Source organism: Pedobacter sp. UBA5917 (assembly GCF_002432345.1).
Lineage (GTDB): Bacteria > Bacteroidota > Bacteroidia > Sphingobacteriales > Sphingobacteriaceae > Pedobacter.
The window spans coordinates 1-15,678 of record NZ_DJDT01000151.1 but is presented as its reverse complement, the minus strand read 5'-3'; the positions used below and the strand labels follow the sequence as shown (position 1 = coordinate 15,678).

General features: G+C 40.2%; 10 protein-coding genes and 1 pseudogene. 4 read left to right on the top strand and 7 right to left on the bottom strand.

The genetic code is table 11. The annotated features are described in order from the left end of the window. Positions 1 to 83: 83 nt before the first annotated feature. From B2V92_RS09325 to B2V92_RS09315, 3 genes are all read right to left on the bottom strand, one after another. Entirely contained in the window at positions 84 to 878 is a 795-nt protein-coding gene (locus B2V92_RS09325; protein WP_293307187.1) for an undecaprenyl-diphosphate phosphatase, read from the bottom strand. Between the two features lie 82 nt (positions 879 to 960). Further along, positions 961 to 1,200, bottom strand: a complete 240-nt coding sequence (locus B2V92_RS09320) for a DUF3098 domain-containing protein (protein ID WP_293307185.1) — start codon at positions 1,198 to 1,200, stop codon at positions 961 to 963. Beyond that, positions 1,200 to 2,078 carry a cell division protein FtsX gene (locus B2V92_RS09315; RefSeq protein ID WP_293307183.1) on the bottom strand — a complete coding sequence of 293 codons (879 nt, stop codon included), beginning with the start codon at positions 2,076 to 2,078 and terminating at the stop codon, positions 1,200 to 1,202. The genes B2V92_RS09320 and B2V92_RS09315 overlap by 1 nt, the downstream gene beginning before the upstream one ends. Positions 2,079 to 2,369: 291 nt before the next feature. Between B2V92_RS09315 and B2V92_RS09310 the strand changes: the two genes are divergently transcribed. Next, positions 2,370 to 2,705, top strand: a complete 336-nt coding sequence (locus B2V92_RS09310; RefSeq protein WP_293307181.1) for a hypothetical protein — start codon at positions 2,370 to 2,372, stop codon at positions 2,703 to 2,705. Positions 2,706 to 3,006: 301 nt separating this feature from the next. After that, a complete protein-coding gene (gene leuS / locus B2V92_RS09305) occupies positions 3,007 to 5,793 on the top strand; it encodes a leucine--tRNA ligase (RefSeq protein WP_293307179.1) in 2,787 nt (928 codons plus the stop codon). Positions 5,794 to 6,135: 342 nt separating this feature from the next. Here leuS and B2V92_RS09300 read toward each other — a convergent pair whose 3' ends face one another. Continuing rightward, positions 6,136 to 7,434: a DEAD/DEAH box helicase gene (locus B2V92_RS09300; protein ID WP_293307177.1), complete on the bottom strand. Its 1,299-nt coding sequence runs from the start codon at positions 7,432 to 7,434 to the stop codon at positions 6,136 to 6,138. A gap of 572 nt (positions 7,435 to 8,006) precedes the next feature. On the opposite strand from B2V92_RS09300, the gene B2V92_RS09295 reads away from it, so the two are divergent. Next, positions 8,007 to 11,237, top strand: coding sequence for a SusC/RagA family TonB-linked outer membrane protein (locus B2V92_RS09295; protein ID WP_293307175.1), 3,231 nt, complete (start codon positions 8,007 to 8,009; stop codon positions 11,235 to 11,237). A gap of 15 nt (positions 11,238 to 11,252) precedes the next feature. After that, positions 11,253 to 12,965: a RagB/SusD family nutrient uptake outer membrane protein gene (locus B2V92_RS09290; RefSeq protein WP_293307173.1), complete on the top strand. Its 1,713-nt coding sequence runs from the start codon at positions 11,253 to 11,255 to the stop codon at positions 12,963 to 12,965. A gap of 114 nt (positions 12,966 to 13,079) precedes the next feature. On the opposite strand, the gene B2V92_RS09285 is transcribed toward B2V92_RS09290, so the two are convergent. The 3 genes and pseudogenes from B2V92_RS09285 to B2V92_RS09275 form a co-directional block, all read right to left on the bottom strand. Further along, a complete protein-coding gene (locus B2V92_RS09285; protein ID WP_293307171.1) occupies positions 13,080 to 13,700 on the bottom strand; it encodes a hypothetical protein in 621 nt (206 codons plus the stop codon). A 46-nt stretch (positions 13,701 to 13,746) separates the two neighbouring features. Next, entirely contained in the window at positions 13,747 to 15,081 is a 1,335-nt protein-coding gene (locus B2V92_RS09280) for an MFS transporter (RefSeq protein WP_293307169.1), read from the bottom strand. Positions 15,082 to 15,306: 225 nt separating this feature from the next. After that, positions 15,307 to 15,678, bottom strand: a pseudogene (locus B2V92_RS09275) (serine/threonine protein kinase); the annotation flags it as partial.

Here is a 15,678-nt window from a genome sequence, read left to right as displayed (position 1 = left end):
GATTATCAGGTGTTTAATTTTTGCCACGGATTCACACAGATAAACACGGACGTTTATTATCTACGGTTAAGATATTTTAGGAATTATATAATCTGTAAGTTGTGTCCGCTAAGCAATAAGATGATGATAATTAAACCTGCAGCAATCCTGTACCATCCAAAAACTTTGAAACCATGTTTGTTCAGGTAGCCGATAAAAGTTTTGATGGCCAAAAGTGCCACAATAAAAGCAACCACATTACCAATAATTAAAAAATTGGTCTGATCGTGGGTAATGGTATGTCCTTCTTTGTAAAAATCGTAAAGTTTTTTTGCAGTTGCAGCAAACATAGTAGGTACTGCAAGAAAAAACGAAAATTCGGCGGCTACCTTTCTGCTTAATTTCTGGCTCATGCCACCAACAATGGTTGCTCCTGAGCGTGATACCCCCGGTAACATGGCGATACATTGAAAGAAACCGATTTTTAAAGCGGTTAAATAGGTCACTTTTTCTTCTTCTTCTACCGTTGGTTTGTTAAACCATTTATCCACAAATAATAAAATAACACCACCAATAAGAAGAGAAATACCTACGGCCATCGGGCTTTCCAGTAATTCGTCGATCTTTTTGCTCAATAACAGGCCAAATACTGCCGCAGGGATAAATGCGACCAATAATTTGATGTAGAAATTGATTGACTTAAAGAATCTTTTGAAATAAAGCACCAATACCGAAAGTATAGCTCCCAACTGGATCACAATGGTAAATAATTTTACGAATGGTTCTGATGCGATGCCCATCAACGATGATGCAATAATCATGTGGCCGGTACTCGATACAGGCAAAAATTCAGTTAATCCTTCAACAACAGCAAGGACAAGGGCTTCAAAAGCGTTCATATTTTTATGAAAAGATAAGAAATAAAGAAAACGCTTAATCAAATAAATTAAGCGTTTACATGTATAATTCTTTTAGAATAAATTATTTTTTTAAGATGGCGTAGATCCCAAAAACAAAACCTGCCAATACCACTACAGGTGCTAATAACGTTCTCCTGAAATCGTAAATGTCGCCGGTTGTACCCATCATTAGAACGAAACCAACTACTACAACTGCAATGCTGATCAATAACAATTTGTAGTTCTGTGTAGTGAAAACCAGTTCGCTTTCATTTTTGCCTTTAACGTCCTTTAAAACCGGACCTGTTTTTTTTTCTGCCATTATCTATAAAGATGATAAGATTTTAAACGTAAATATCTGCTTACCGCAAACCATGTACTAATGCCTGTTATAAAAATACCAACTATTAAAAGGCTTATAAATACAAAGCCAAATTCCTGGTAGTTATTTAAAATAATAATTTCTGGTACTTCTTTGCGGGCATAAATTAAAGTAGCCAATAAAATAATGATGGCTATAAATGCGGCAATTAAACCATGCAAAGCAGCATACAGTAAGAAAGGACGTCGGATAAAATTTTTCGTTGCACCAACCAGCTGCATACTTTTAATTAAAAAGCGCTGCGAATAAATAGCTAACCGTATGGTGTTGTTAATCAGCGCGATAGATATAATTAAAAGTAGTACTGCAAAAGCAAAAATAATTAAACCAATGGTATTGATGTTCTTATTTACCATGTCGATTAAAGAACTCTGGTAAACCACTTCTTTAACAACCGGGTTTTTAGAAATGCTTGCCTTCAATGCATCGATGCTTTTATTGTTCGCATATTCTGCTTTTAAATACACATCGAAAGTGGAGGTTAAGGGGTTATAACCTAAAAAGTTGACAAAATCTTCGCCTAAATCCTGTGTTAAATTTCTGGCAGCAAGTTCCTTGTTTACATATTGGGTCTGTTTTACCGCAGGGTTTGTGTTCAGCTCTTTCTGAAAGGCCAGAACATCGGCTTCTTTTGCACCTTCATCAACAATAATGTTTAAAACAATGTTTTCCTTAACGTAGTTAGACAGGTTTTTGGCGTGTACAAGTACCAACCCAAGCAGTCCCAGCATTAATAAAACCAATGCAATACTGATTATAGTAGAGATATAAATGGTTTTGGTTTTCTTAGATGCCTCACTTACTTCGAATTCTTCCATGTATTTCATTTTTGTTTCTGCGAAAATATAAATTATACCTGATAAACACCAATTAATGATTGTTAAATGAATATAAACGCGTTGCTTTGGCTTTTAGTTTGACCGGCAGGTTCTTTCATAAAATTAGCTTTTTCAAAATTTCGGTACGAAATTTGAGAACAGGGCGTTAATTAGATATTCTTTAAACCTAAATTCACTATGAAAAGACAAATTACTATCCTAAGTTTGTTAATGCTTCTCACGTCGACTATCATTTCATGTAAGAAAGATACTACTTCTTTAAAAGCCCAAATGTTAGGCAGGTGGACTTTAAACAGGATTGTGACTACAGGTTACACCGCAGAAGATACTTTAAAAGATCCTAAAAAAGTAAATGGCGATGTTAAGTATGGCACTACCAGCGATTATGTTGATTATAAATCGAATAACGATGACCAGGTGGAGTTAAGTTTGTCGGGAAATAGGACAATTGGTACTTATGCAATCATTTATTCTGATCAGTTTACTATGGATATCAATGATGGATTAAATTATTGTAAAATAAACAGTATTTCGGGCAGTCAATTGCAGTTTACCGCTAAAATTGATAAAACAAACGTTACCAAAGTGTACTATTTATCGCGATAAGGAATTAAATATTCTATAATATATCTGCCCCATTGATTTTTTAGATCAATGGGGCGTTTTTTTGGGGTGGGTTGTTACTAATCGGCACTAAAAAAAAATGTTTCGTCTGAAATAGACTTGTTTCAGCATCTCCTGTATAATAGACCCTGAAATAAATTCAGGGTGACGACCGTCAATAAAAAAAACGCACACCTAACTTCTTCTTATTCTGCATTTCTTTTGGCAAAATAATATCGCTGATCTGCTTTTTTAAGCCCCTGAATTTCCGTATTTTCGCCCCTTTAAAAATTTAAAACTTGCAATGGATTATCAATTCAAAGAAATAGAGCAAAAGTGGCAGAAATTCTGGGCAGATCATCAAACATTTAAAGCCGAAAGCAATTCTGAAAAGCCAAAATACTATGTGTTAGATATGTTCCCTTATCCATCAGGGGCAGGTTTGCACGTTGGCCATCCACTGGGATACATTGCATCGGATATTTTTTCGAGATACAAACGCCTCAAAGGCTTTAACGTATTGCATCCAATGGGATACGATTCTTTCGGATTACCTGCAGAGCAATATGCGATACAAACCGGGCAGCATCCTGCCATTACCACTGAGGCAAACATAGCAACTTATCGTCGCCAGTTAGATCAGATCGGTTTTTCTTTCGATTGGAGCAGGGAAGTTCGTACCAGCGAGCCGTCTTATTACAAATGGACGCAGTGGATTTTTATGCAATTGTTCAACTCCTGGTACAATATCGAAAACGATAGGGCAGAAGATATCACCACTTTGATCGAAAAATTTAATGCTTCTGGAACAGCCGATGTAAAGGCGGTTTGTGATGAAGACACCAAATCTTTTATGCCGAGCGATTGGGCAACGTTTACCGATGAGGAAAAACAGATCGAATTGTTAAAATACCGCTTAACCTACCTTCGCGAGAGTACGGTGAACTGGTGTGCAGCATTAGGAACGGTTTTGGCGAACGATGAAGTGAAAGATGGTTTCTCTGAACGTGGTGGTTTCCCTGTTGAGCAAAAGAAAATGATGCAGTGGAGTATGCGCATCACCGCTTATTCTGATCGTTTATTACAAGGTTTGGATACCATCGATTGGCCTGAGCCGATTAAAGAAATGCAACGCAACTGGATCGGTAAAAGTGTAGGTGCATCGGTTAAATTCCAGGTGGAAGGTAACGATAAACAGATTGAAGTTTTCACTACACGAGTTGATACTATTTTTGGTGTTTCTTATCTGGTATTGGCGCCGGAGCACGAGTGGGTTGCTGAATTAACTACCCCTGAACAAAAACAGGATGTAGAAAATTATATCTCCCAAACCAAAAAGAAATCGGAGTTAGACCGTATGGCCGATACCAAAACGGTTTCGGGTGCTTTTACGGGTACTTATGTGATTAATCCTGTTAGCGGCGAACGTGTGCAGTTGTGGATTGCCGATTATGTGTTGGCAGGTTATGGAACAGGTGCGGTAATGGGCGTTCCAAGTGGCGACCAGCGCGACTGGTTATTTGCTACACACTTTAATTTGCCGATTGTACAGATTTTAGATGCACAAAAAGACATAGATGTTCAGGCCGACCCTACTAAGGAAGGTAAATACATCAATTCGGGTTTCATTAACGGATTAACTTATAAGGAAGCGGTTGCGTTTTTAAACAACTGGCTGGAAGAAAAAGGTGTAGGTAAAGCGAAAGTAAATTTCCGTCAGCGTGATGCGATTTTTGGCCGTCAGCGTTATTGGGGTGAACCGATTCCGGTTTACTTTAAAGATGGATTACCTTATCTGGTAAATGAAGAGGAGTTGCCGTTATTGCTTCCTGAAATAGACAAATATTTACCGACCGAAACAGGTGAACCGCCTTTGGCCAGGGCCGAAAACTGGTTGCCTGCAGCCGGCGGACATTACGAATTGAGCACCATGCCGGGCTGGGCCGGAAGTAGCTGGTACTGGTACCGTTACATGGATGCCAATAACAATAACGATTTCGCCTCGAAAGAAGCTGTTGAATATTGGAAAGATGTGGATTTGTATATTGGTGGTTCTGAGCATGCTACAGGGCACTTATTGTACAGCCGTTTCTGGAATAAGTTTTTAAAGGATCTGGGTTATACCAAAGAGGAAGAACCTTTCAAAAAACTGATCAACCAGGGCATGATCCAGGGCAGGAGTAATTTTGTTTACCGCATTAGCGATGAGAACGGTAAACCTACCAACACTTATGTTTCTGCCGGTTTAAGAAAAGAATACAAAACTTCGGCATTGCATGTTGATGTTAACATTGTAGAGAACGATATTTTAGACCTGAATAAATTTAAAGCCTGGAGAGAAGAATATGCCAATGCCGAATTTATTCTTGAAGGTGGAAAATACATCTGCGGTGTTGAGGTAGAGAAAATGTCGAAATCGAAGTTCAATGTGGTTAATCCGGATGATTTGATTGAGCGTTACGGTGCCGATACTTTGCGTATGTACGAAATGTTTTTAGGTCCGCTGGAGCAGAGTAAACCATGGAATACAAACGGCATTGAAGGGGTATTTAAATTCCTGCGCAAATTCTGGCGTTTATTCCACAACGAAGAATGGGCTTTCCATGTAAACGATGCTGTACCTACAAAAGCGGAGTTAAAGGCATTACACAAGATCATCAAAAAAGTACAGGATGATATCGAGCGTTTCTCGTTCAATACTTCTGTATCGAGCTTTATGATTGCGGTAAACGAATTAACCGATCTGAAATGTAAAAACCGTCAGATTTTGGAAGATATGGTTGTTATCCTTTCACCTTATGCGCCGCACATCTGTGAAGAACTTTGGGTATTATTGGGTAACGAAGCCGGAACTTTATCATATACTGCATATCCAACATTTAAACCCGAATATCTGGTAGAAGATGAGTTTGCTTATCCGGTTTCGATCAACGGTAAAATGAAAATGAACCTGAATCTGAGCTTAACTTTAGCCCAGCCAGAGGTAGAAAACATTTTATTAGGCGATGAACACTTCCAGAAGTTTTTGGATGGAAAAGCACCTAAAAAGATCATTTTCGTTAAGGGAAAGATTATTAATGTGGTAGTTTAATAAGCTGAAAGTCTAAAGACCAAAGCAGAAAGCTTCCTGCAATTTTTATATAGAGAATCCCCGAGTTGAGAAATTCGGGGATTTTTTTTCTTAGGGCAAATTCCTACATAAATGCCGTCATCTCGACTGAAGCATAGCGCAACGGAGAGATCTAAATTAAAGGTGCTTTCGAGATAGATTTCTCGACTTCGTTACACTCCGCTCGAAATGACGATACTAGGGGAATTAATAAACATTGGCATGTACTAAAAAAACAAACCCAAGCTGTATTTCACAACTTGGGTTTTTAATATATGGGGCTGAAACCTTTAGTTTTTCTGCTTTAGTCTTTAAGCTTAAAAACTAATCTTTCTTTCTTCTGTTTCCGCCAAATCTTCTGTTATTGCTGGCGTTACGTGGTTTGCCGCTCATGTTGCCATCACCGCTTTTTTTACCACCACCACCGCCTTTCGATTGCGCCTGTGGTTTACGTTTAATCTGGTTTTTGGCCAGCATGTTTTCCCAGCTTAAGGGATAAGGATGGTCATCCACAACCGGAAGGGTAATTTTAATCAGTTTCTGGATATCCAATAAATATTCGTTTTCTTCTGCATCACAGAAAGAAATGGCGATACCGTTTGCACCTGCTCTACCTGTACGGCCAATCCTGTGGACGTATGATTCGGGAATGTTCGGTAATTCGAAGTTGAACACATGCGATAACTGGTCGATATCAATACCACGTGCAGCAATATCGGTAGCTACCAGCACACGGATTTTTCGATCTTTAAAATCGGTTAAAGCTCTTTGGCGGGCATTTTGCGATTTATTTCCATGGATGGCGGCCGCTTTAATCCCTGCATGAGCCAAATCTTTTACAATCCGGTCAGCACCGTGTTTGGTACGGGTAAATACCAAAGCCGTCTGAATGTTTTTATCTTCCAAAAGGTGGATCAGCAATTTCTTTTTATCTGGCTTATCAACAAAATAAACCGACTGCACGATGGTTTCGGCAGTTGAAGAAATAGGGGTAACCTCTACTTTTGTAGGACTTGATAAAATGGTATTGGCCAGTTTCTGGATTTCATCAGGCATGGTAGCCGAGAAAAACAAGGTCTGGCGTTTTGCAGGCAATTTAGCCACCACTTTTTTCACATCGTGGATAAAACCCATATCGAGCATACGATCGGCCTCATCCAGAACGAACAATTCGATGGTGTTTAAACTGATAAAACCCTGGTTCATTAGATCTAATAAACGGCCAGGGGTAGCCACTAAAATATCGATACCTTTTTTAAGCGCTTCTACCTGTGAAAACTGGTTTACACCGCCAAAAATTACCAGATGGCGTAAATTTAGATTTTTACCATAAGCTTTAAAGCTCTCTTCAATCTGGATGGCCAATTCGCGCGTAGGCGTTAAAACAAGGGCTTTAATGTTTTTGGTGGCTTTGGTATTGATGTGTTTTTCGTGCAGTAACTGCAACATCGGGATGGCAAAGGCAGCGGTTTTTCCGGTACCGGTTTGTGCGCAGCCCAATAAATCTTTTCCTTTTAATATGGTTGGGATAGATTGCTCCTGTATAGGTGTAGGTTGTGTATAACCTTCGGTCTCAAGGGCCTTTAAAATCGGCTCAATGAGGTTTAATTCTTTGAATAACATGTATGTTTTTATGTAATATTTATCGAAGAAGCTAGAACGATCATTTATTGAAGGACTAACTTGCGGAGAGAATATGTCATTCAGAATGACAAGCCCTTATTCCTGCTTCGGGGGCAAAGATACAAATTATATGTGGAAAACGTAAACATGTATAATGCATGGCCATTTACTGCCCAATAAAACAAGTTGTTGCATTAAATCAATCCGCATGCGCAGCTATTGTTACCGAAAGCTCAATTTGTAGCAATTTTATAGGTCTCTTGATTTTATTTTTGTATATTTATTTTGTTATATATGTATTTTTTAGTTTTATTGTTTTGTATTATAAGTCAACTATGTAAATAATATAAATATCCCACCTCTATCTAACCAATTACTACACTATGAAAAAAACAGTACATCCCTATTTTAAAAAGTCGATTTTGACGCATCTGCTCCAGATTTAGCAGATTAACCGCTCAACTTTTAATTATTAGTAAAAAAAAGAGCTGCAAATTTTATTGCTGTTTGGCCATGCATTGGCATTTTTTTAAGTGCAAAGCCTTAATAACCATTAACTATCATTATAACCTATGAAACAAAACCTATCTTTCTTCAGGAGGAGTTATCTTCTCTTGTGCCTCGGTATGCTGTTTGCAATTGAAGCAGGTGCCCAATCTAAAGTAACAGGGAAAGTTACCGCGAGTGACGATAAACTTCCTATAGTGGGGGCAACAATAAAAATCAAAAACGGGCCTGGTGGTACCACTACTGATGCAACCGGTGCATTTTCTATTGCGGCAAAACCTGCCGATGTATTGGTGGTTTCGTTTATCGGCTACGGATCAAAAGAAGTTACTGTAGGTAGCCAAAGCAATATTGCTATTGTTTTACTGGCCGAAAACAACAAATTATCTGAAGTAGTGGTAACCGGTTATTCGAGTCAGCGGAAAAAGGATCTTACCGGTGCAGTAGCTGTGGTGAGCATGGAGCTGTTAAAAGCCCAGCCCGCAGCCAGTGCAGTAGAAGCGCTACAGGGTAAGGCCACAGGAGTACAGATTATAAATGATGGGGCACCGGGTTCTACCCCGCAGATCCGCATCAGGGGTATCAGTACTATCAATAACAACGAACCTCTATACGTAATTGATGGGGTACCTTTTGAAGGTAAGTTATCCTGGCTTAATCAGAACGATATCGAAAGTATGCAGGTTTTAAAGGATGCTTCTTCAGCATCTATTTACGGATCGAGGGCCAATAATGGTGTCGTAATCATCACCACCAAAAAAGGCGTAGCCGGACCTCCTAAAATTACGCTCGATTCTTATTTTGGTACACAGGCGCCACGAAAGGGTAGTTTTCCTGAAATGATGAATCCCCAGCAATACGCCCAATATGTGTTTGATGGCTATAAAAATGCAGGAAAAGCAATTGCAGCAGGTAAAAATTATGGCTCGGGGCCAACTCCTGTATTACCTGATTACCTGGTAGCCGGTTCAAAATTGGGTCAGGATGTTACTGCTGCGGATGCAGATCCTTCTAAGTATAACTATAGCCGTGATCCCAATCTGTTTTATCAGATTACAAGGGCAAATAAGGAAGGAACCAACTGGTTTGATGAGATTACAGAATCGGCACCCATCCAGAATTATCAGATCAGTGCCACAGGCGGCGGCGAAAACGCTACCTATAGTTTTTCGGGCGGCTACCTTGATCAGAAAGGAACCATAAAATACACCGGTTTTAAAAGATATAATCTTAGGTCGAATACCAGTATCTCTGCTTTTAACAAACATGTACGTTTTGGTGAAAATGCCCAGTACAGCTATTCGGAAGGCTATGGCTTTGGTGTTAATCCCAATACCCCCGGAAGTTACCAGGATCAGGGCAGTGCATTGGGCTGGGCATACCGTATTCCAACCATCATTCCGGTTTATGATATTGCCGGAAATTTTGCCGGTAGCCGTGGAAGTCAGTTAGGGAATGCCGAAAACCCGCTTGCCTTTCTCTTTAGGGCAAAGGACAACAAGAACAAAAGCAACTTTTTCTTCGGAAATGTTTTTGCCGAAGGTGATATCCTCCCGGGCCTCGTATTAAGAACCAACTTTGGTTTACGTTACGAAAATTTTAACGGCCTGTCTATGCGTTATCCGAATTTAGAGTTTTCAGAAGGTAACAACTCCAATAACCTGAACGAATATCAGGGCTACAATACAGAATGGACCTGGACCAATACCTTGAACTATAGTAAGGTTTTTAATGAGCTGCACCGCGTAAATGTGCTTATTGGTACAGAGGCAATCAGGTCACGGTCGCGCCAGTTAAACGCAGGCAGAAATGATTTCTTTATTATCGGCAATCAGGATTATTATTACCTCAGTACCGGTTCTTCCAATATCAGCAATACCAGTTTTGGCTCTATCGGATCACTGTTCTCCCTATTCGGAAAGGTAGATTATTCTTATCACGACCGTTATCTGGCGAGTATTACCTTCAGGCGCGACGGATCTTCGAACTTTGGCCCTAACAATAAATACGGTAATTACCCGGCAGCAAGTGTGGCCTGGAGATTATCGGAAGAAGAATTTATGAAGAGCGTTAAATGGATAAATGACCTGAAACTCCGTGTAGGTTACGGCCAAACCGGAAATCAGCGGATACCTCCCTATCAGTATATTAACCGTTTCCAGAGTTCGATCATCAATTCGGCCTATGCTGTTGGAGGGGGAAATGGATTAACTACCGGGGTATGGCAAAATGCCTATCAAAATGCCGACGTAAAGTGGGAATCGTTAAAAGCGCTTAACATCGGACTTGATTTTAGTTTACTGGGCGGAGCTGTAGATGGATCGGTTGATTGGTACAACAAAAAAACATCAGATATGCTTTATAATCTTCCTTTACCATCCAGCGTGGTTGGTTTGGGCAGTTCGCCATTTGTAAATATCGGCGATATGAGCAATAAAGGAATTGAGTTTAATGTTGCTTATCATTATGGAATCAAAGATGATAGCCCGCTTAAATTTGATATCGGACTGAATTTCTCTAAAAACAAAAATGAGATCGTTAGGCTGGCCCCGGGCATTTTTAACCAGATTTATGGCAATTACAGAAGTTTACAAACCAGTGTATTGCAGGAAGGTGCACCATTTGGATCGTTTTTTGGATATAAAACTGCCGGGATTTACCAGAGTACTGCCGATATCCAGAACAACCCATCATACGCAGGTGCCAGGGTTGGTGGTTTGCGTTATCAGGACATTAACGGCGATGGGGTAATCGATCCGAAAGACCGTACCATTATCGGAGATCCGAATCCTAATTTTACCGCTGGGATAAATTTAAATGCATCTTATAAAAACTTTGATATTGCCGCATTTATTTATGGCGTTCAGGGCAATGATATTTTTCAGGCCACACGTTATTTTACTGATTTCCCATCTTTTGATGGTGCAAAAAGTACCAGATTGTTAACTGCCTGGAGTCCTTCAAATCCAGGCAGTTTAATACCTTCAGCTTATGCCGGTGCTTCGGATCTGGAGTTTGCCTCATCGAGCTATTACATTCAGGATGGAAGTTTTTTAAGGTTAAAGAACATACAGCTCGGTTATTCGATCCCTACTGCTAAAGCATTTGGTGCGAATTCGCCAATCAGCAAATTGAGGGTGTATGTAAGTGCAACCAATTTATTCACAATAACAAAGTACACGGGCATGGATCCGGAGGTGAGCCAGATTACGGATACCTTCTCTGCGCCAGGGGTAGATCAGGGCGTTTACCCTTCTCCCCGTCAGTTTTTAATTGGTATTAATGTTGGATTTTAATTAAAAGAAACAAAGATGAAACATGTAAAATATATCCTGCTCTCTTTCCTGATCTTTTCTACTTTCTCATGTAAAAAGGAATTTTTGAACCTGCAGCCCCAGGGCGAGCTTACCGAAGGGCAGTTAACCACACAAGATGGTGTAGAAGGTTTATTGGTAGGTGCTTATTCATTGCTAAACGGGAATGTAAATGGTACCTACGGCAATTATGGCGCTGCACCCAGTCAATGGCTGTTTGGCGAAGTGGCTTCTGATAATGCCCATAAAGGCAGTAGTGTCGGCGATCAGCCCCCAATGAATGCCATCGAACAGCATTCGCCAACCAGTACCAACGATAATTTATCCAATCTTTGGGACAGGTGTTTTGAGGGGATCCAACGCTGTAACAACACCCTTAAAATACTGGCAAATTTACAGGCAGGTAATGGTTCGGCCAAATTTGCCGATGCCCGCGCCAAAGAAATACAGGGCGAGGCCCGTTTATTGCGTGCGCACTATTACTTCTTTTTAGTGAGGGTGTTTAAATTGGTACCTTATGTTACCGAAGCCACCAGCGGTACTTTTGTTCCAAATGATAAAGACATTTACCCAAATATTGTAGATGATCTTCAGTTTGCCGTAGCCAATTTAAGCACAACCAAACCTAAAAGTCAAAAAGGAAGAGTTGATAAATATGCCGCACAGGCTTACCTTGGTAAAGTATTTCTATACCAGAAAAAATATCCGGAAGCCTACGATCTGCTGAATGCTGTAATTTTGGCTAAACCAGATCTAACCACCATGCCTTATGCAGATAATTTCGACATTACAAAGGAAGACGGGCCTGAAACGATCATGTCTGTGCAGCATTCGGTTGGTACTGATGGCACGGGTGGAGACAATGGAAACGTTGGCGATATCCTGAATTTTCCTTATGGAAATACGCCGATCAACTGCTGTGGTTTCTTCCAGCCTTCTATTGATCTGGCCAATTCTTTTAAAGTAGATATAGCCGGTTTGCCCCTGTTGGATGGTAGCTACCGCACCAATCCCTATAAATCGGATTTTGGATTAACCGGAAGCGCAAAAGACAATTATGTAGTGGATAAAACCCTGCCTTTTGACCCGCGTATCGAATCTACCATAGGCAGGCGTGGTGTTCCTTACCGCGATTGGGGAATAATGGCCGGCGATACATGGATCCGTGATGCTTCTAATGGTGGGCCTTTTGTTGCTGTTAAAAATACAATTGAGGCGGCACAGATTACCAGCGGAACAGCGCCGGGCAATACCAATGTAACCGGGTTGAATGTAAACCTGATCCGTTTAGGCGATGTTTATCTTATGGCAGCAGAATGTGCGGTAGAAAAAGGTGATCTGCCAAGGGCTTTAGCACTCGTAAATATAGTAAGGGCCAGGGCAGCCAAAATAACCCCACAACAGGTAAATGGTGCACCAGCTGCCGCATATAAGGTAAGCGCATATACTTCTTTCCCTAACGATACCTATGCCAGGAATGCGGTTAGGTTCGAACGCAGGCTCGAACTGGCGATGGAAGGACACCGGTTTTTCGATCTGGTACGCTGGGGCATAGCCAAACAGACACTGGAAAGCTATTTCTCTTTTGAGGGGGGATATTTCGACTATTTAAAAGGCATTAGTATAGAAAGCAGGGATGAGTATTTTCCTTTACCCCAGGATCAGATAGACAGGAGCAAGGGTACACTTAAACAGAGTCCGGGCTACTAAAAATGCTTAAAATATAAAAGGAATACATGGGCAGGGTGAAATGGTACTATTGCCATAGCCCTGTTCGTGTATTTTATGATTATTGCTTAAATTGATTATTGCTTACAGAAGGTTTTAATTTAGGCTAAAATCGAAGCTTATTTTGTTTGGCTGCTGTTGCATTTCGAAGTTCAGCTTATTAACCATATTGTTGAACTCTGCATTGTCTATTACCTCGTTGTTTGTTAGCCACACCAGATTTTGATGGTTTTGCTGGTAGCTGAGACTGAAATTCGTTTTACCATATTTATTTAGCAAAAAATTATTTCTGGTAATGATAAGCGTTTCGATAAATATATTTACTTCAGCTTTCGATGGCCTGTTCTGCAAAAATTCAATGGCATCTGCATTTCCATATTTTACCAGATAAAAATTTCGTTTATAGGTAATTAGAAATAAGATCAGTAATATCATCGATATCCCGGAATAAAGCAGGTAAACAGAACTGTCAACACCTTCTCCATCATTTCTTAACAGGTATAATAGAACCGATACAAGGCCCAGCAATGCCGATGAAAATAGCAGCCCATAAATTCCCCGGTTATCGGTGTAGGTTCGCGTGCCAACATTTTCGTAGGCCAGCAGGTATTCTCCTGAGCGGAGCAGGCTCTTGTGTTTTACTTCGAGTCCCTTTTCGGTAATTATAAATGATCTGTACCTTAATCTAAAGTCTTTTTGTACAAGCGATTCGTTCATTTTTCAAAAATTGTGTTTCGCTAAACGCCAAACCCACAGCGCTCAGCTATTTCTCCTCCCTAAATCTACTAAAAAACAGCAACGCAATTAAACAAAGTCCAAAACCTACAATGCCGTTTAGGCGCAGTCCAAAATCGTTTCCGGGGTCTTTACCATAAATGGTGAGCATGGCAAAAATAGCAATTCCCAATGTCTGACCAAGTTTTACAAAAAGATATTTAACAGCAAAGAACATGCCCTCGTGGTTTTCGCCGGTTTCCAGCGTATCTTTTTGCGCAATATCGGCCAGGATAGCCGTTGGTAAAATCCCCAGGGCAGCTAATGGAAAGGATGCCGATAATACCAGGATGTAAATCTGTGTATGCGGGCCAAAAGGTAATTTTCCTAAAAAGAAAATGGTAACAAAAATCAGGCAAAGTACGGCGAAAGCGAGCAGTACAAAGGGTTTCTTCCCAATTTTAGCCGATCCGAAGTTTACCAGTGGGTAAAATAACAGCGAAGCCATTACCATAGCCCCCATAAATTTACCTCCTTCCGATTCCGGTAATCCCAATAAAACGGTGCAGAAAAATAATAAACCGCTCGAAATAATGCTCAATGCGGTATAAAAGGCAAAATCGGAGATCAGGTAATATTTGAAATTACTGTTTTTAAAGGTGCTTTTTATGGCCGGCCATAAGGGTATGTGTGTAGGTTTGGCAACCGAAAATTCCTTTTCGTTGATAAAGAAAATCGGGAGCAGCATTACCAGTCCAGATAAAATACATAAACCCCAAATTGCAGCCTGGATGGCTTCGCTACGGTTGGCCACATGGAAATTATCCTCAACCAGATCGGCAAAGTTATTGGTACAGGCCGATAAAATAATCCCGATCACAAAACCTACCTGCTGGTAGCTGGATAGTTTAACTTTTTGCCTGGGTGTATTGGTTACTTCGGCGAGTAAAGCATTGTAAGGAATAATGTAAGTGGTAACTGATATAAAAAATAAACAAAGCGTGATGGTTAGCCACCAGGCATTATGCAGGCTTTCTGTTTTTTGGATGGGATAGAATACCAACCCACAGAAAAGCATGGCCGGAACAATGGCCCATTTCATAAAAGGCATCCTGCGGCCGTTTTTGTTTGTGCTGGCATCGCTCCTCGAGGCTATAAAGGGATCGTAAATGGCATCTACCAGCCTGCCCGAAGCAGCAATGATGGAAAGGATATTGAAAGCACCCAGTAAAACAAGTTGCGGTACCAATGGTGGTAAACCAGCGTTGCTTGGTGGCAGGTAAAAATAGGGAAGCATTACGATGATAATGTTCGTCATCGTGCTCCAGCCAATCATACCGGCAGCGTAAGCAATTTCCTGTTTTAAAGAGAGTGTTTTGTTCATTGATTGTTTAAAGTTCTTTCTAAATCTTGGGTTTTTAAAATCTTTAAGTTGAATTCTTTATTTTTTGTAAAGCAGGTTTCTGTGTTTATAGGTTAGATCAGTCCTGCTTTCCATTTTATCCCGATGAAAAATCGGGATGTTCATTCCAATCAGGTTTATTTTACTTAGGTCTGCCTAACTAATCTCGCAGATTTTTAAAACCTGCAAGGTCTGATCAGGGGGAAACTATTTTTTATTAAACAATCTCGATACAAAATAGATGATCAGAAAGCCAACAAAAATATATAAACCATTTAGCGCCGCATTCTGGTCATCAGCATAAATGCTGAAAGCCACAAAAGTATAGGCCGCAATAAATATGATAGGCAATATAGGATATAATGGAACAGTGTAGATGGTTTTTTTATCAAGATGTGCGGTTCTTTTCCGAAGGATAAAAATGGTGGCTGCAGAACTGGCCATACTGATGCTTTCTAAAAAGATGGTATAATTTAAGATCTTATCAAAAGTTTTGGCGTAAAAGATAATGACCACAGCAATTACGGTAAAAACGGTTAAGCTCACGGTAATTACCTCGGTCTTTTTGTTCATCCTGCT